General features: G+C 43.9%; 17 protein-coding genes. 3 read left to right on the forward strand and 14 right to left on the reverse strand.

Translation table 11 applies throughout. The annotated features are described in order from the left end of the window. Positions 1–109 precede the first annotated feature (109 nt). The 10 genes from dnaJ to Q0P34_RS00755 all read right to left on the reverse strand — a co-directional run bounded on the left by dnaJ (position 110) and on the right by Q0P34_RS00755 (position 10,328). A complete protein-coding gene (gene dnaJ, locus Q0P34_RS00710) occupies positions 110–1,255 on the reverse strand; it encodes a molecular chaperone DnaJ (protein ID WP_294951485.1) in 1,146 nt (381 codons plus the stop codon). A gap of 65 nt (positions 1,256–1,320) precedes the next feature. Beyond that, on the reverse strand, positions 1,321–3,159 hold the full coding sequence (dnaK, locus tag Q0P34_RS00715) for a molecular chaperone DnaK (protein WP_294951487.1): 1,839 nt from the start codon (positions 3,157–3,159) through the stop codon (positions 1,321–1,323). Positions 3,160–3,198: 39 nt separating this feature from the next. Continuing rightward, entirely contained in the window at positions 3,199–3,726 is a 528-nt protein-coding gene (grpE, locus tag Q0P34_RS00720) for a nucleotide exchange factor GrpE (protein WP_294951489.1), read from the reverse strand. A gap of 40 nt (positions 3,727–3,766) precedes the next feature. Next, positions 3,767–4,786: a heat-inducible transcriptional repressor HrcA gene (gene hrcA / locus Q0P34_RS00725; protein ID WP_294951491.1), complete on the reverse strand. Its 1,020-nt coding sequence runs from the start codon at positions 4,784–4,786 to the stop codon at positions 3,767–3,769. A gap of 183 nt (positions 4,787–4,969) precedes the next feature. Continuing rightward, positions 4,970–5,683 (reverse strand): pyruvate formate-lyase-activating protein, encoded by a 714-nt coding sequence (gene pflA / locus Q0P34_RS00730; RefSeq protein WP_294951493.1) that lies wholly within the window; start codon positions 5,681–5,683, stop codon positions 4,970–4,972. Then, on the reverse strand, positions 5,676–6,236 hold the full coding sequence (locus Q0P34_RS00735; protein WP_294951495.1) for a prolyl-tRNA synthetase associated domain-containing protein: 561 nt from the start codon (positions 6,234–6,236) through the stop codon (positions 5,676–5,678). Before Q0P34_RS00735 ends, pflA begins: the two co-directional genes overlap by 8 nt. Positions 6,237–6,326: 90 nt before the next feature. Next, positions 6,327–8,558, reverse strand: a complete 2,232-nt coding sequence (gene pflB, locus Q0P34_RS00740; protein WP_294951496.1) for a formate C-acetyltransferase — start codon at positions 8,556–8,558, stop codon at positions 6,327–6,329. Between the two features lie 28 nt (positions 8,559–8,586). Beyond that, a complete protein-coding gene (locus Q0P34_RS00745) occupies positions 8,587–8,967 on the reverse strand; it encodes a DUF134 domain-containing protein (protein ID WP_294951498.1) in 381 nt (126 codons plus the stop codon). A gap of 160 nt (positions 8,968–9,127) precedes the next feature. Continuing rightward, complete coding sequence (locus Q0P34_RS00750) at positions 9,128–9,730, reverse strand: AAA family ATPase (protein WP_294951500.1); 603 nt, start codon at positions 9,728–9,730, stop codon at positions 9,128–9,130. A 16-nt stretch (positions 9,731–9,746) separates the two neighbouring features. Then, entirely contained in the window at positions 9,747–10,328 is a 582-nt protein-coding gene (locus Q0P34_RS00755; RefSeq protein WP_294951502.1) for a TIGR00730 family Rossman fold protein, read from the reverse strand. Between the two features lie 174 nt (positions 10,329–10,502). Here Q0P34_RS00755 and galT point away from each other — a divergent pair, with 174 nt between their 5' ends. From galT to Q0P34_RS00770, 3 genes are read left to right on the forward strand one after another with little or no spacing between them, the layout of a single operon-like run. After that, on the forward strand, positions 10,503–11,999 hold the full coding sequence (galT, locus tag Q0P34_RS00760) for a UDP-glucose--hexose-1-phosphate uridylyltransferase (protein ID WP_294951504.1): 1,497 nt from the start codon (positions 10,503–10,505) through the stop codon (positions 11,997–11,999). Further along, positions 11,999–12,799, forward strand: coding sequence for a histidinol-phosphatase (locus Q0P34_RS00765; protein ID WP_294951506.1), 801 nt, complete (start codon positions 11,999–12,001; stop codon positions 12,797–12,799). Before galT ends, Q0P34_RS00765 begins: the two co-directional genes overlap by 1 nt. Beyond that, positions 12,786–14,057, forward strand: a complete 1,272-nt coding sequence (locus tag Q0P34_RS00770) for a glycoside hydrolase family 27 protein (RefSeq protein ID WP_294951508.1) — start codon at positions 12,786–12,788, stop codon at positions 14,055–14,057. Before Q0P34_RS00765 ends, Q0P34_RS00770 begins: the two co-directional genes overlap by 14 nt. Before the next feature lie 47 nt (positions 14,058–14,104). Here the strand turns inward: Q0P34_RS00770 and Q0P34_RS00775 are convergent, their stop codons facing one another. The 4 genes from Q0P34_RS00775 to Q0P34_RS00790 all read right to left on the reverse strand — a co-directional run bounded on the left by Q0P34_RS00775 (position 14,105) and on the right by Q0P34_RS00790 (position 17,264). Further along, positions 14,105–15,448 (reverse strand): M28 family peptidase, encoded by a 1,344-nt coding sequence (locus tag Q0P34_RS00775; protein ID WP_294951510.1) that lies wholly within the window; start codon positions 15,446–15,448, stop codon positions 14,105–14,107. A gap of 170 nt (positions 15,449–15,618) precedes the next feature. Beyond that, entirely contained in the window at positions 15,619–16,092 is a 474-nt protein-coding gene (locus Q0P34_RS00780; protein WP_294951512.1) for a hypothetical protein, read from the reverse strand. A gap of 4 nt (positions 16,093–16,096) precedes the next feature. Then, complete coding sequence (locus Q0P34_RS00785; RefSeq protein ID WP_294951514.1) at positions 16,097–16,510, reverse strand: hypothetical protein; 414 nt, start codon at positions 16,508–16,510, stop codon at positions 16,097–16,099. After that, positions 16,494–17,264 carry a baseplate J/gp47 family protein gene (locus Q0P34_RS00790; protein ID WP_294951516.1) on the reverse strand — a complete coding sequence of 257 codons (771 nt, stop codon included), beginning with the start codon at positions 17,262–17,264 and terminating at the stop codon, positions 16,494–16,496. The genes Q0P34_RS00785 and Q0P34_RS00790 overlap by 17 nt, the downstream gene beginning before the upstream one ends. Between the last annotated feature and the right edge of the window lie 8 nt (positions 17,265–17,272).

Below are 17,272 nucleotides of genomic sequence, written 5' to 3' on the forward strand. Positions count from 1 at the left end.
AAAACCGTATTGCAATTATTCACTATATTTAGCAACAAACAAAAAACTGATTGAACTTGATTGTTCAATCAGCTTTTTGACGGGTTCGGATTATTACCGTTACCCTATGTTATTTCTTTTTGAATTTGTCGAAGAAGCCTTCCTTGCCGCCCTTGTTATGAACATAGGTTTTGTCAAACTCCTTGAGCAAATGCTTTTGCTCTTCGGTGAGTGATTTAGGAATATCAACAACAATATGAACGTAAAGGTCGCCCTTAGCAACACTGTTGAGCCTTTGGATGCCCTTGCCTTTAAGGCGGAACACCTCATTTGGCTGAGTGCCTGCGGGGACAGAGTATTCAACATCGCCGTCAAGCGTCGGAATACGCACCTTAACACCCAAGCAAGCCTCAACAATGCTGATGTGCTTTTCGTAATGAATGTCGTATCCGTCACGAACAAAATCCTTATGGTCGTTAACCATGACCCCAACTCGAAGGTCGCCCGCCGGTCCGCCGTTTACGCCTGCATCACCGAGGCCTCGTGCCGTAACAACCTGACCGTTATCAATACCGGCAGGAATATTGATGTCAACCTTTGTCTTTTTACGCACCTTACCTCTGCCTGCACATTTGGTACAAGGCTTTTCGATAACCTTGCCTGTGCCGTTACAGGTAGGACACGGTCTTTGAGTATTAATCTGGAAAAAGCCGGAGCCCTGCTGAACGGTAATGTATCCCCTGCCTCCGCACTGAGTACAGGTTTTTGGGCTTGTGCCCTCTGCCGCACCAGTGCCGTGACACTGCGAGCAATCCTCAACCTTGGAAATCTCTACCGTCTTTTTACAGCCCTTAGCCGCCTCCTCAAACGAAATGTTAACAGTAGTTTGAATATCTCTTCCGCGTTGCGGAGCATTTGGATTTCTGCCTCCAAATCCTCCGCCTCCTCCGCCGAAGAAGCTGCTGAAAATGTCGCCGAGGTCTATATCGCCGTCAAAGCCGAAGCCTGAGCCGCCGTAGCCGCCCTGTCCTGCCGCATAATTAGGGTCGACTCCCGCAAAGCCGAACTGGTCATATTTTGCTCTTTTGTCAGGGTCTGACAAAACAGAATATGCCTCATTACATTCCTTAAATTTTTCTGCGGCAGTAGGGTCATCCTTATTCAAATCGGGATGATACTTCTTTGCCGCCTGACGAAATGCTTTTTTTATCTCGTCATTTGTGGCACCCTTTTGTACGCCGAGCACCTCATAATAATCTCTCTTTTGTTCAGGCATATTGCCCTCCTGTGAATATCATAGAACGGGCGACCGAAGTCGCCCCTGCTATTTAGTATTTATAATTAGTTGTCGTCTACCTCTGTGTAGTCGGCATCTGTATAGCCTGCGTTACCGCCTGCCTGTGCATTTGGGTCTGCCTGAGGGCCTGCCTGTGCATTTTGAGCAGCCTGTGCAGCCTCGTAAAGCTTTTGTGAAACCTCGTAGAACTTGTTTGTCAAATCCTCTTGAGTAGATTTAATTGCCTCAAGGTCCTCGCCCTTAAGAGCCTCCTTAAGCGCATTTACCTTTGTTTCAAGCTCTGCCTTGTCGTCAGCAGAGAACTTGTCGGCATCCTCGGAAAGCATCTTTTCTGTTTGATATACCATCTGGTCTGCGTTGTTACGAAGGTCTACTGCCTCTCTCTTCTTCTTGTCCTCCTCGGCAAACTGCTCTGCCTCTCTTACAGCCTTTTCAATATCTTCCTTTGACATATTTGACGAAGCTGTGATAGAGATGTTTTGCTCCTTGCCTGTGCCAAGGTCCTTTGCACTTACGTGAACAATACCGTTTTCGTCAATATCAAAGGTTACCTCAATCTGCGGAACACCGCGGCGTGCAGGCAAAATACCGTCAAGGTGGAACATACCGAGAGTCTTATTATCCCTTGCAAATTCTCTTTCACCCTGCAATACATGAACCTCAACTGATGTTTGGTTATCTGCAGCGGTAGAGAAAATCTGTGATTTCTTTGTAGGGATAGTTGTATTACGCTCAATGATTACTGTGTTTACACCGCCCATTGTTTCAATACCCAATGAAAGCGGAGTTACATCAAGAAGTACAAGACCGTCTACATCGTTGTTAAGAACACCGCCCTGGATTGCAGCGCCCATAGCAACACACTCGTCAGGGTTAATGCCCTTGAACGGCTCCTTGCCGGAGAATGACTTGATAGCCTCCTGAACAGCAGGAATACGGGTTGAACCGCCGACAAGAAGGATCTTGTCAATTTCGTTCATTGAAAGGCCTGAATCCTTCATAGCCTGACGAACAGGTCCCATTGTTGCTTCAACAAGGTCTGCTGTCATTTCGTTAAACTTTGCTCTTGTAAGAGTTGCCTCAAGATGCTTTGGACCTGTTGCATCTGCTGTTATAAACGGAAGTGAAATCTGTGCCTGTGTCATACCTGAAAGGTCAATCTTTGCCTTTTCTGCTGCTTCCTTAACACGTTGCATAGCCATCTTATCTGTTGAAAGGTCAATACCGTTTTGTGCCTTAAAGTCTGCAACAAGCCAGTCCATAATCTTCTTATCAAAGTCGTCACCGCCGAGGTGGTTGTTACCTGCTGTTGCAAGCACCTCCTGAACGCCGTCGCCCATCTCGATAATTGATACATCGAATGTACCGCCGCCAAGGTCGTAAACCATAACCTTTTGGTCGTCCTCCTTGTCAATACCGAATGCCAAGGCAGCAGCTGTAGGCTCGTTGATAATTCTCTTTACTTCAAGGCCCGCAATTTTACCGGCATCCTTTGTTGCCTGACGCTGTGAGTCTGTGAAGTAAGCAGGAACAGTGATGACAGCCTCTGTTACCTTTTGACCGAGATAAGCCTCTGCATCACCCTTAAGCTTTTGAAGAATGATTGATGAAATCTCCTGCGGAGTGTAATCCTTGCCGTCAATGTTTACCTTGTAATCAGAGCCCATATGTCTTTTGATTGATGAAATTGTTTTGTCCGGATTAGTGATAGCCTGACGCTTTGCAACTGCGCCTACCATTCTTTCGCCGTCCTTTGTGAATGCAACAACCGAAGGGGTTGTTCTTGCACCCTCTGCGTTTGCGATTACAACAGGCTCACCGCCTTCAATAACCGATACACAGCTGTTTGTTGTACCCAAATCAATACCAATAATTTTTCCCATAATAAATATCTCCTTTACTTGTTTTAGATTTTTTTGTTATCAGTTTGCTGTTTTAACCATAGCCGGTCTGATAACTCTGTCACCTATTTTATAGCCCTTTTGGAAAACGTCGGTGATAACATTTTCGCCAAGCTCCTCATCCTCAACGTGCATTACTGCATTATGAAAATTAGGATCAAAGCTGTCACCGTTTTCGCCGTAGGCTTCTACGCCGATTTTTGAAAGTGCATTCATCAAGCCGTCAAGTGTCATTTCAACACCCTTTTTGAGTGCCTCATAATCATTTGTGTCCTGTGCGATTGCTCTTTCAAGATTATCAATAACAGGCAGGATTTCGGCAACAACGTTGCCCTTTGCATTGGAATAGGTTTGCTCCTTTTCCTTTGCCGACCTTGCTCTGAAATTTGCATATTCCGCCGCTGTGTATGCAAGCTGTTTTTTTGCATCTGCAAGCTGATCCTCCAAGGTTGGCTCTGTCTTTTCCTCGGTTGCTTCTTCGTTAGCCTCCTCGGTCACGTCAACAGCAGCATCCTTGATTTCTTCTGTTTCCTTTTCTTTTTTACTCATATATTACTCCACCCTCCTAAATCCAAGTTCTGATTACTCTTTACTGCCTAAGCAATTTAGAACAGGTTTTTACTATATAATCTATCCTCGGGAGGATAGAACTATAATCAATTCTTAACGAGCCTATGATGCCGAGGGTTGCAAGCTGATCGTCGTAATACTTAAACTTTGCAACAGCCGTAGCGGTATTTTTAAGCTCGTACACCGGGTTTTCCTCGCCCAAGAAAAGAACGTTGTTGACTTTGCTTTTTGCAAATTGCGTAAGCATTTTTTCAAGCTTTGTTTTTTCAGCAAGAAATGTCAACAGCCCAAATACGCTGTCACCAAGCTCCTCCTGCGACAAAAGATTGTTTTGACCGAAAACCTGCAAGGTACCGTCGCTTGCCTCCTTACAAAGAGAGCAAAACGATGATAACGCAGGAAGCATATCAAACAACCTGTCGCGAAGCACGGGAGCAGTTGACTGAATGAGCGACATATTTATCTCATTTACGGGAACACCGATGAAGAATTCCCTTGCTATTGCATAAAACAATCGCCTGAAGCCGTCGTCAATTCTGCACGGCATTTGGATAACAGATGATTTGATTTTACCGCCAACGGTAAGCATAACAAGCATTGCCTTATTTTCACCGGCAGGGATTAAATCAACACCCTGCACACAATCGTATTCATCCTTAACAGTGCTGAAAAACGAGGTGCATCCCGTTACATCCGACAAAAGCCTTGCCGCATCCGAAAGTAATCGTTCGGGGTCTGCCGCATTTACGCTGAGCAGTTGATTTATCCTTTGCTTTTCAAATGGGGTGAGAGGCTCCGGCACAATCAAGTTGTCAACATAATACCTGTACGACGCCTTTGTGGGAACTCTGCCTCCCGAGGTATGGCGTTGCTGCAAAAATCCCATCTCGCCGAGGGCAGCCATCTCGTTTCTTATGGTTGCGGAGGAAACTGAATAAGGAAGAAGCTGGCACAGGGTTTTTGAGCCCATAGGCTCGCCGGTTTGAATATAATGATTAATAATCAGATTAAGTATATCCGAACGCCTGTTGCCGATCATATCCTTTCCTCCTTTTCTACAATTAGCACTCTGCATATGTGAGTGCTAACTCTATGTACTTATATTATAACCGACATATCGATTTGTCAACACTTTTTTGGTAAAAAATTTGAAAATTCACAATTTATTAGCAATTTAAGGCATAAAGTGCTAACCGTTATGTATAAAAAAGAACCTGCCGTCTCAAGCAGATTCTATTTTACTGTTAAGATATTCCTGCAATTCCCTGAGTCTGTCTCGGTCAAGCGGCTTTGTATCCTTAAGGGGATTTTTAATGCCCGCCTCCTCATACTTGAAAAAGCCCATGGTATGAAAGCCGAGAAGCTCATATTTTTCAAATTTGAATTGCTTTGCAAATTCTGCATAGGCATCCATATCAGCCTCCGTGTCGTTAATGCCCGGCACAACAACGGTGCGAAGCCACATACGCTTGCCTTTTTTTGTTGCGTATTTTCCAACTGCCAACGGAAGCTCAAAATTACCCTTGGTCCACTTGGCATAATCATCTGCGTTGTAAAACTTAATATCAAGAATAATCATATCGGCGTTGTCAATCGCCTGCGTAACCTCATCAGTCAGTTCAACCGAGCCGGAGGTGTCAAGGCAATAGCCGATTCCCTCGCTCTTTAGCATAGGATAAATCTCGTTGATAAATTTTGCATTAAGCAACGGCTCACCGCCGGAAAATGTTACGCCGCCCCCGTTTTTGAAATACGGCTTATATCTCCTTGCCTTTTCAAAAACCTCACGTGCCGACATTTCTATATCACCTTTATGCCAGGTGTCCGGATTATGACAGTAGGCACATCGCAACGGACAGCCCGTAAAGAAAACATCAAAGCGAATGCCCTCGCCGTCAACCGCCGCAAGAGATTCAAACGAATGAATATTAGCCATTATCATCCTCCTCGTAATCGGGCATATCAACTATGATAGGCTCGTGATGAACGGCAGGGAGGAATTTTTGCAAAATGTCCTTTGTTTGAAATTTCAATGACGATGTACACACACAGGGATGACATCCCAAGGTTTCGCTTTGGGCAACAGGACGATCAATCACAAGCTGAACACGATTGTTTTTATCGTTCATCAATCCCATAATAGAAACAGCTCCCGGCTTAATATCCAAAAACTCCTCCATAAATTCAGGTGATGCAAACGACAGCCTTGAGCAGCCGAGTTGTTTGGTAATATCCTTTGTTTTGAACGGCTTGTCACCCGGCATCATAAGCATATAAAAATCCGTTTTTTGACGGTTACACAAAAACAGGTTTTTGCATATTATTGTATCCAAAATCTTGTCAATCTCATTGCACTTTTCCATAGTGTTTGCTTCCTCGTGGTCGGTGCGGTAATATTCAATTCCCAGCTCGTCCAAAAGGTCGTACACCCTTATTTCCTTTTCTTCTCTGCCGTTTGTATCGGCAGGTCTGCCCTTAACCAATTCCATTTTTAACTCCGATATATAAAATGTATATAAATACAGTATCACACAGTATAAAACTATACTGTGTGATGCTTGTTAATATTTCTTATTCCATTACATTGACTGATGGAATGTACGCGCAATAACCTCTTCCTGCTTATCCCTTGTAAGCTTATTAAAGTTTACTGCGTATCCTGATACACGGATTGTAAGCGACGGATAAAGGGTTGGGTCCTCCATTGCAGCAATAAGCTTTTCGCGGTTCAAAACGTTTACATTAAGATGATGAGCGTCCTGCTCAAAGTAACCGTCAAGCATTGTTGTAAGGTGGTCGATTTGATTATCCTTATCACTGCCGAGAGCATCCGGAGTGATTGAGAAGGTATTTGAAATACCGTCCTGACAGCAAGCATAGTTAAGCTTTGCAACAGAGTTAAGAGAAGCCAAAGCGCCCTCGCAATCTCTGCCGTGCATTGGGTTTGCACCCGGAGCAAAAGGCTCGCCTGCTTTTCTGCCGTCAGGTGTTGAGCCTGTCTTTCTGCCGTACATAACATTTGATGTAATTGTAAGGATTGACAAGGTGTGCTTTGCACCGCGATAGCAAGGAGTCTTGCAAAGCTCGTGATAGAAGTACTCAATCAAATCCTTGCCGATAAGGTCTGCTCTGTCGTCATCATTACCGTACTTAGGGAACTTGCCCTCTACCTTAAAGTCGGTGATAATGCCACGCTCGTCCTTAACAGGAGTAACCTTTGCATACTTAATTGCAGAAAGTGAGTCAACTGCAACAGAGAAGCCTGATACACCAAAAGCCATAAGTCTTTCAACATCTGTATCGTGCAGTGACATCATAAGTCTTTCATACGCATACTTGTCGTGCATATAGTGAATGATGTTCATTGTATTTACATACAAACGAGCCATCCAAGAAAGATACTTCTTGTATGCAGTGTAAACCTCCTCGTATGAAAGCTCCTTTTCATCGAAGACATCGCCCTGAGGAGCAATTTGATGTCCCTCGATTTCATCCTTACCGCCGTTAAGAGCCATAAGAAGAATTTTTGCAAGGTTACATCTTGCACCGAAGAACTGCATTTGCTTGCCCATTTTCATAGCAGATACACAGCAAGCAATAGCGTAATCGTCGCCGTACATTCTTCTCATAACATCATCGTTTTCGTACTGGATAGAGTCGGTATCAATAGAAACCTGAGCGCAGAAGTTTTTGAAGCCCTGAGGGAGTCTGTCAGACCACAAAACAGTGATGTTAGGCTCTGCTGAAGGACCAAGGTTGTAAAGTGTTTGAAGTACACGGAATGATGTCTTTGACACCATATGCTTGCCCTCGCCTGTTACACCTGCCAAAGCCATTGTTACCCAAACAGGATCGCCTGCGAACAAATCGTTATATTCAGGAGTACGAAGGTGACGAACTAATCTAAGCTTTACAACAAGGTCATCAATAAGCTCCTGAGCGTGAGTTTCATCAAGCACGCCTTCTTCAAGGTCTCTTTGAATATAAATGTCCATAAACTCAGCAATTCTGCCGATTGAGTTTGCAGCACCGTTTTGCTCCTTGATAGCACCAAGGTAGCCGAAGTAGAGCCACTGGATTGCTTCTTTTGCATTTGTAGCAGGCTTTGAAATATCATAGCCGTAGCGAAGAGCCAAGCCCTTGAGCTGATTCATAAAGTCAAGCTGCTTTGACAAATCCTCAAGGCAGTGGATTGTTTCTTCATCAAGAACCTCTTTTTCGCCCATCTTTTGCTTGTCAAGCTTCTTTTGCTCAATAAGATAATCCATACCGTAAAGAGCAATGCGGCGATAGTCACCGATAATTCTGCCGCGTGCATATGCATCGGGAAGGCCTGTAAGAATACCTGCATGACGTGCAGCCTTCATTGTATCTGTATACGCACGGAATACACCTGTGTTATGAGTTGTTCTGTATGTGAACTCATCCTTGATTTTTTCTGAAAGCTCGTAGCCGTATGCGTTGCAAGCCTGAACTGCATTTCTAAAGCCGGCAAACGGTGAAACGCCTCTCTTAAGAGGAGCATCTGTCTGCAAGCCTACAATAATGTCTGTATCCTTATCAACTACATAACCTGCATCATGTGACAAAATTGAAAGAACTCGCTCTGTGCATACATCAAGCACGCCGCCCTTTTCATTTTCTGCAATAAGGAGCTCATTTACTCTTTGCATTGTCTTATTTGTTCTTTCTGTCGGTCCCTGCAAGAATGAGCCGTCTCCGTCATACGGTGTGTAGTTAAGCTTAATGAAGTTTGACACATCAATACCGTCACACCAAACACCCTTGTTAAAATTTCTCCACGCTTCCATTTCTTTTCCTCCGTAAAAATTTGTAATGTTATCGAGTCACATTGATTTTACACTGTGGGCTTGTACCGTGTTCACAGTCAACACATGCCTTTTGACCGCATCTGCGACAGCATGTACTGCTGCTCCTGCACAGCTCCACATCGCCGCCGTGAATAACAAGTGACTTTCCGTTAATTATAGCGTCAGCAGTTTTGAGCCTCGCCGATTCGTATATTGCAGCAACGGTCGACCTTGCAACATCCATTTGCTTTGCACACTCCTCTTGAGAATAACTAAGAGTGTCCATCAATCGCATAACCTCGTATTCATCAAGGGTTAAATCAACCACATCGGCATAGTCACCAAATGGCCTAAATCCCATAATATCAGGATAAGCGCAAATGCGTCTGGGCTTTCTTGGTCTCGCCATAAAACACCTCCGAGATGACAATACCTTTTCTTGCTTCATTGGTATTATACTACATTATTGACATATGTCAATAACTTTTTTCAACTTTTTCAAATTCTTACATATGTATAAAAAACCGCCCTGAATTTTCGTCAAATTCAAGGCGTTAAATTCTACCGTATTAAAGACCTTTTACATAATCGCAAATCACATCGCAAATCTTATCCTCGCTCATTTTTGAGGTTGAAAAGCACATTGCATAATTGCTTGCCTTGCCCCACTTTCCGTCGCCGAGGAAATTATAATACGAGGCACGCTCTCTGTCCCTTTGCTCAACAAACCTACGTGCGTTGCGAGGCTTATCGGAGGCATCACTCTTTAAGTAACGTTCAACTCTGTCCTCAATATCCGCACCGATAAACACAGGGATAACCTCCACACCGTCGGTATCCTCAAGTATTTTGTCAGCGCGTCTGCCGACTATTACACACGGTCCTTCATCGGCGGCATTTTCTATAACCCTTCGCTGTGCCTCAAGCACCTTGCCCGAGTTTACGGCATTGTCGATTGAGTAAGGGTCCATAACAACGGAAAACAAAAATGAGCGAGTAGGCTGTTCGTCAAACATCTCAAACAAGCCCTCGTCAACGCCAAGCTCACGCGAGCGTTCACGAAGCTCATCCTTGTCAAAATAAGCAATGCCCAGCCTCTCGGCAACCTTTTTGCCTATTTCCTTACCGCCCGAGCAATACTCTCTGCCGATAGCGATTACATATTTTTTCATATTGTACCTTGCACCCCTATTTCAAATCCTTAACGGTCATATTATCCATATTGTCGTTTTCAATATAATCAATCATACTGTCAAATTGAGTTTCATCAAACACAGCAAAAAGACGTTCGCAGTTTGGCTTAATGAACTCTGTGTCAATAGCGTACTTAATTGTATCAACAAGCAAATCATAATATCCGTCGATATTATAAATTGCGATAGGCTTTCTGTGTCTGCCGAGCTGCTTGAGCGTAAGCACCTCAAAAAGCTCCTCAAATGTACCCGAGCCACCCGGTGTGATTATAAAGGCATCAGACAAGTCCTCCATAATTCCCTTGCGCTCACGCATGGTTTGGGTAACAGTAAGCTCATCACAACCCCAATTTACAAATTCATCCAAGTCTTCCTTAAAAAATTCCGGAACAACTCCGTGAATTTTGCCTCCGCCCTTCTTAAAGCCTCTTGAAACAGCGCCCATTTCACCGGTAGCACCTGCACCGAATACAAGGTTATGGCCGTGCTTTGCAAGATATTCTCCCATTGCCTCAACAGGCTTTATGTATTTTTCATCTATTGTTTTGCTTGCCGCACCGAAAACACAAATATTCATATCATCACCCTATCTGTATTATATATTGTATTAACAGAATAACACGAAAATGCTATGCCGTAAAGCAAAATAAGCAAAAGTTAACAAAAAGTTATACAATTACCAAATATATATTGAAATCTCTTTTAATAACATTTATAATATTTTAGAACAAATTAGAAAAGGGGTCGCGTTATGAACATAAACACAGCAATCAAATCTTTGGTAAAATATGCTATTGACAATGATATGATAAAAAAAGAGGATGAAATTTGGGCAATTAATTCCGTTTGTCAGGCTCTTGAGATGGATGCCTTCGATGAATGTGAGGTGCAGGATGCCGAGCTTGAGGAAATACTCGCTTCAATCCTCGACTATGCGGTAGAAAACGGTCTTTGCGAGGACAGTGTTGTATACCGTGATTTATTTGATACAAAAATTATGGGACTTCTTACACCCAAGCCGAGCGAGGTTATCTGCAAGTTCAACGAGCTTTACAAGGCATCACCTAAGCAGGCAACAGATTATTACTACAAGCTAAGCTGTGACAGCGATTACATACGCACATACAGAATTAAAAACGATGTCAAATGGATAACAAAAACAGAGTACGGTGATATTGACATCACCATTAACCTTTCAAAACCGGAAAAGGACCCAAAGGCTATTGCGGCGGCTCTTAAAATGAAATCCACCTCATACCCAAAATGCCTTTTGTGCAAGGAAAACGAGGGCTATGCAGGCAGAGTAAACCACCCTGCACGCCAAAACCACCGTATCATTCCCATGGTGCTTGACGGCGAGGACTTCTTTATGCAGTATTCTCCGTATGTTTACTACAACGAGCATTGCATAGTATTTAACGCAAAGCACACCCCGATGAAAATTGACAAGGCTGCTATCGTAAAGCTCCTTTCGTTCCTCGAATTATTCCCGCACTATTTCATCGGCTCAAATGCAGGTCTGCCGATTGTAGGCGGCTCAATCCTCACCCACGAGCATTTTCAGGGAGGCAACTACGAATTTGCCATGGCAAAGGCTCCTATCGAAACTCCGTTTACATTTGAGGGCTACGAGGACGTTGAGGGCGGTATCGTAAAATGGCCCATGAGTGTTATCAGGCTCGCCTGCGAGGACAAGGACAGACTTGCCGACCTTGCCGGAATAATCTTTAACGCATGGGAGGGCTACACCGACGAGGAGGCATTTATCCTCGGAAAAGAATATGACGGCGAGCTTCACAATGCTATCACCCCTATAACAAGAATGAGAAACGGCAAATTCGAGATTGACCTTGTTTTGAGGAACAACATCACAACCGAGGAATATCCCGCAGGCTATTATCACCCACACCCGGAGCATCACCACATCAAAAAGGAAAACATCGGTCTTATCGAGGTTATGGGGCTTGCTGTTTTGCCGTCAAGGCTCAAGGGCGAAATGGAGGCTCTTGCAAAGGCTATGCTTAACGGCGACGATATTCGCAACGACGAGGTGCTTGCAAAGCACTACGAATGGTCTGAAATGATTAAGAATAAGCACAATATAAACGCAAATAATATTGACGATATTCTTAAGCAGGAGATTGGTCTTGTGTTTACCGAAATCCTTGAGCAATGCGGAGTTTACGACAGAACGCAAACGGGCAAGGCTCAGTTTATCAAATTCCTTGAAAGTGTTAAAACAAAGTAATGAGCTTTAATTTTCACACCCACACCGTAAGGTGCAATCACGCCTCGGGAGCAGACGAGGAATATGTCCTTTGTGCAATACAAAACGGCTACACCGTTATGGGCTTTTCCGACCATGCTCCGTATGCTTTTCCTAACGGACACAAAAGCGGATACAGGATTAGCCTTGAAGATACGCAGGACTATGTAAGCTCTGTAAGAGCTTTGCAGGAAAAATACAAAGGCATTATTGATATTAGGCTTGGATTTGAGCTTGAATATTTCCCTGATTTGTTCGACAAAGAGATTGAATACCTTAAAAGCTTCAAGTATGATTATTTAATTCTCGGTCAGCACTACACCGACAATGAATACGAGCCATATGCAAAGTATTCGGGAGTAGAAACAGACTCTGTTGCTGTTTTGGACAAATACATTTCGCAGGTTATTATGGGTGTAAAAACAGGTGCGTTCACCTATGTGGCTCATCCGGATTTAATTAATTTTACAGGCGACAAACAGGTTTACTTAAAGAAAATGGCTTATTTTGTTGAAAGGCTGAAGGAAACGGGAATACCGCTTGAATTTAATTTTTTGGGCTACACGTCAAAGCGAAACTACCCAAACAATGACTTTTGGCAAATTGTTGCAAAATCAGGCAACCCCGTTATCATAGGTCTTGATGCGCACAGCCCGAACGTGTACGGCGACAAAGAAAATCTTGGCAAGGCAAAGGAGCTTCTTAACACCCTTGGCATAACACCGATTGAGCTTAATGATTTAAGGCTTATTAATTGGGAGGGCAAGTATGAGCAATTTTAGACAATGGGCAAAAACTGCTCCGTGCGGTTGGAACAGCTGGGACTGCTTTGGTGCCGGAGTAACCGAAGAGGAGCTTATTGCAAACGCCGATTATATGGCAAAGAATCTTAAGCAGTACGGTTGGGAATACATCGTGTGCGACATACAATGGTACGAGCCAAAGGCAAGAAGCAACGATTATAATAATTTTACCGAGCTTTGTATGGACGAATACGGCAGGCTGATTCCTGCCGAAAACCGTTTTCCGTCAAGCGCCGGGGGCAAGGGCTTCAAGCCTATTGCAGATTATGTTCATTCACTCGGGCTGAAATTCGGCATACATATTATGCGCGGTATTCCGCGACAGGCAGTCCACCAAAACTGTCCTATTTACAACAGCGACAAAACCTGCAGAGAGGTTGCACATCATTTTTCCGTATGCTCCTGGAACACCGATATGTACGGTATGTACAACTGCGAGGGTGCACAGGAATACTATAATTCAATCATAAATATGTACGCTGATTGGGGCGTTGATTTCATTAAGTGCGACGACATCTGCGTAACCGAATTCAGAAAATGGGATAATCCGTACTCCGCAGATTACGAAATTGAAATGCTCCGTAAGGCAATAGACGGCTGTGGCAGAGAAATCGTGCTGTCGCTGTCGCCCGGTCCTGCACCGAGAGAAAAGGCGGAGCATCTTTGCAAAAACGCAAATATGTGGAGGATGACCGGCGATTTTTGGGATTTGTGGGAGCATCTTTATCCTATGTTTGACAAATGCAAGCAGTGGCAGGGCGTAACAAAGCAAGGCAATTATCCCGACTGTGATATGCTGCCGATAGGCAGAATATCAAAGCTTTGCTCGTATCACGGAGCACAAAACAGGATGTCCAATTTCACTAAAGCCGAGCATTATACACTTATGTCACTTTGGGGAATATTTGGCAGTCCGCTTATGATAGGCGGAAATATGCCTGAAAACGACGATTTCACTCTCTCGCTTTTACAAAACGAGGAATATATGCTGATGCACAAAACGGCTCAAAACGCAAAAGAAATCGAACGCAACGAGATTGACGGCAAGGGCTACATAATTTGGGCGGCGGAAAGCGAAAAACACAAATACACCGCCCTGTTCAACACCGACGACAAGCCTATAACAGTTAATTACAGCGTTCAAAACGCCTACGATATTTGGCAAAAAAATACAGTCTGTACCGACACGCTCACAATTGAAGCACACGGCGCAAGACTGCTGAAAACCGAAAAATAAAAAATCCCGATGCACAAAAAAGCATCGGGATTTTTTATTTTTATTTACTATTTTTGAGGACCGTTGTAGCCCTTTTCCTCTTGGAATTTTGCAATCTTGTCGATAACCGAAAGAACAACATCAAAGCCAAGACCTACTGTATCCTCACTGAAGCGCTCAGGCATATCTCTCCATGTGTGATAGTACCAGGTGAGCATTGGGTTTTGAGCAGCAAAGGTAACAGACTTAATGCCTGCCCTTGTCATAGGTGTTGAATCACAGCCTCCAACAGGATTGTGGATGCAACCGTTTGTTTTTGACTCAATTCCCATTTCAGCAAAGGTGTCCTTAAACATCTTTTCCATATCGGTGTCAAAGCGACAGCCCTGCCAATCGTCCTTAATAACTACCTCAAAGTAATCCTCGTCGGCAACAGAGTCGATATTAATGTTCCATGCATTCTTTGTCATATCGTCAAATCTGTGCTCCTGTGCAAAGAACATTGAGCCGCGAAGGCCTGCTTCCTCAGAGCCGATGTTCGCATCAATGATACGGCAGTTCTTTGGCATCTTATCCGGGTTTTCCTTAAAATATTTAAGAACAGCATAGCTAAGACCGATACCTGTTGCATTATCCATTGCACCGCGAGATGCATTTCTTGGGTTAGGGTCGCCCCACATAACAACAAACAACGAGCCGATAGCTGTTACGATAGGAACAAAATTCATGGCAAACATAATGTTTGTGTAAACCTGTGAGTTAAGAAACGTAGCTGCCCACTGTGCACCCGCAAAGCTTGCAATGTTTACAACTGCCATAAAGACTGAAAACAACGCCATTAAAATAACGCAAACTGCACCAAAGCCAACCTTACCGTAGGTTGCAATAAGACCCATAACAGGCTTTGTGTCCTTGTACTTATATGCATGCTCGCTGTGTCGCCAGCACCAAGATGTGTCTGTGTGGCCCGAAAGGATGATTGTGTAATCGTACTTGCCGTCCTCCGGCTCCAAAACGCCGAGGGTGTTACGGCTGATTTCCTGCGGGAAGAACATATCAAACCATGTTTTGTAGAAAAAGCAGCTGAACACAAGCCAAACAATTGTGATAATGCCGAGAGCCGCAAGTGCATACCAAAGATTGTTAAAGCCACAGGCAACAGCAATAATTGCACCGATGCTGATGATAACTCCTGCCCAGCCTGCATATGAAAGACCGCCGATTGATGAACGGGGAGATACTGCAAACTCCTCTGTCTTTGGCTCAATGCCAATCTCTCTCAGCTTGTCGCCCATATATTCGTGGAGCTTAATTTCGCCGTCTGTACCCGGCAGACGAGAGCCGATTTTATGTGCCGCGTGTTCAACAATACTCATTGCCTCACGGGCATATTTTCTGTTTTCTTCCTTCATAAAGAAAATCCCCCTTTTCCTAAAACTGCTTATATTTTAGCATATATCAAAAGGGCATTGCAATATATTTTTACATAATATGGCAAAAAGCGTATTGAACTTTATGTTCAATACGCTTTTACAATCCCCTTATTAGATATTAACAAGGGGAGCCAACCGGTTCAGACAATTTATCTAAAGCCGATAACCAAATAGGATTTACCTAACTGATTATAGCATTGCCTTTCAAAGACTGCAGTTGTGGCGCCCGTAGCAACCTCAAGATAATTGCCGTCAAGATTTAATCCAACCATACTGCCGTTTATTGTGGCAATACCAAAATAATTATAGTCCATGTTGTTGCCGAAGTCTGCCACACTCGGAGGCTGACTGACGGCAAATACAAAGCAAATTGAAGGTTCAAAGCCCAAATTAAGCTTAACTCTGCGTGTATCCGCACCGTCTCCGAGATAAACCGCACAGTTAATAGGATTGCTCCAAGCCTTTTTCTGCTCCATGGTAACATGGGCAGAGGCGCTCCAAATATGGTCGCTGATTGCCTTGTCAATTAAAGCATTATCGTTGTTAAAATCCTCCATTTTGGGCACATCCGTGCCTACCCATTGATTAAGTCCAAGCTCCTCTGTTTTGTTTGTACTGCTCAAATAATCACCTGCTTTCTGCCATAGTCCATCTTAATTCTCTGCCGTTAATCATTGTCCACGGCGTATTCTCATCATCAAGCTCATTCCAGCTTTTGCCGCTGCCTGCCAAATAAACATCATATCCTATGCCAAACCAGCTGTTTGAAATTTTACCGATAGTATCAATGTCATAACGTGATACTGTTATGCTTTTTCCGTCAACACAATATTCCGTATCACCAAGGGCGTAGGAGATAAGCTCTCTGCTTATGGGCTGAAAAATATTGATTGCTCCGCCGGCACAAATACCGTTCAGATAACAGGTCAAAGCATATATCTGTTGCGCAACAGCCGTCAGCTCTGCTTTTACAAGAGCATCCGATGTGTCTATCAAAGCCGTTGTGTAAAGCGCGTCAAGCCTGTTATATATCGCCTGCATCGTCTATTCTCACCTCAACGTTAATATCAAAAAGTGTAAACAGCGAAAGGATATCTAAAACCTTATCCCTCAAATTATCCGAAATTGTGTTATCTCTTGTTTTCAGCAAGCAAACGACAGACTCGTTTTCTCTGACAATTCTGCAACCGACTACCTCGTCAAGAGTCATAACCCTTCCGTTAAGAAATTCAACGTTTACACCGTTTGCCGGATATTTAAGAGCCGATTTAATTCTGCTGCGCAGTGCCTCGTCATCCTCGTCACTGCATCCACCCGTAAAGCTGACAAGATTTTGCACGCCCACAATACTGCTTGGCGGATTTACCATAACCGATATTTCGCCATAGCCTGCATTGTATTCATCACCGCAGCCAATCGACTGCGCCGCAACTGTACAGGATACCTCACCTATGCCGATAACAGCAGGCTCAAGGGTTATGTACTGAATATACTTGTATCCCTTTTTTGAGCAAATAATACCGGACGGAATGCTCACCTCAGCTTCTCTCGGGGCGTCTATATAAAAGGTCAATGTACCCGTTGCCCTGCTTGCAGTCTTTCGCTGAATACTGCATTCGGTTGCGATACGGTCAAGATAATCGCCGGTGGCGGTTTGCCAGCTTGATTGCCCAAGCAGATACTCGCCCTTAACATAAAGATTAAAAAGCTCGGTTGCCACCGCCTTAAGTCTTAATCCGGTCTCGCTGTACATATCAAGCACCTGACCCGATTGTTCAAAATAGGTTGATTTCATATTCTCCA

Source organism: uncultured Eubacterium sp. (genome assembly GCF_945980375.1).
Lineage (GTDB): Bacteria > Bacillota > Clostridia > Oscillospirales > Acutalibacteraceae > Eubacterium_R.